The following is a 761-nucleotide window of genomic DNA, read 5'->3' on the forward strand; positions in this document are numbered from 1 at the left end:
CGTCTGAGGACCCGACGCCGAAACCGTCTGAGGAGCCGGATAAGCCGGGCACCTCGAGCATCCCGAACCTCAGTAGCCTGTGGCCGCTCATCCCGCTGGTGATTATCCCGCCGGTATTGGCTCACTTCTTTAAGCCTCCGCACCTTCCGGAGCTGCCGACGAAGCCGGCCAAGCCAGTGGAGCCGCTGAAGCCTGAGGAGCCGAAGGCGCCAGAGGCACCGAAGGCACCGAGCGCGGAGAATCAGCCGACGTCCGAGCAGACCCCGAGTGCTCAGCCGAGCCAGGCCAGCCAGCCAAGCGCGACCACGAGCACCCCGGCCTCTTCCAAGAGCACCTCGTCTGGCAAGCTTGCCAACACCGGTGCTAACGTCCTGGGCCTCATTGGTGTGGCACTGGCACTCATCGTTGGTGCGGCTCTGATTCTGCGTCCTAGCCGCCGCAAGGACTCCTAAGCACCAGGTGTTCCTAGGGACCTAGCCGGCCCCACGGCCGTGGTTGGGTAAGCCACGAGCAAACGCCCGAGCTAATGCTCGGGCGTTTCTTTTTGCGCTAACGCGTCATCGTGAGCAATCGCGATGGCGCACGAGCGGACCGCTGAGAGGTTCGCCATGACCTTGTCTTTCTGCGCAATGCTGCCCAGCCTTTCGAGGGCCTCCAAGAAGGGACTTTGATGGCTCTTCCGGTTTTGGGGTGCGTAGCGGGGGTGAGGTAGAGCTCGACGGGTTCGGCGGGTCACCACAACATGTAGGGGTCCCTGGTGT

At 63.5% G+C, this 761-nt stretch carries 1 protein-coding gene; it reads left to right on the forward strand.

What is annotated here, in order from left to right; all coding sequences use genetic code 11:
• A partial coding sequence (locus tag HMPREF2760_RS10985) for an LPXTG cell wall anchor domain-containing protein (RefSeq protein ID WP_141752583.1) occupies positions 1-452 on the forward strand: 452 nt, incomplete at its 5' end.
• Positions 453-761 lie beyond the last annotated feature (309 nt).

Origin of the sequence: Corynebacterium sp. HMSC065D07 (assembly GCF_001810695.1) — a bacterium.
Lineage (GTDB): Bacteria > Actinomycetota > Actinomycetes > Mycobacteriales > Mycobacteriaceae > Corynebacterium > Corynebacterium hesseae.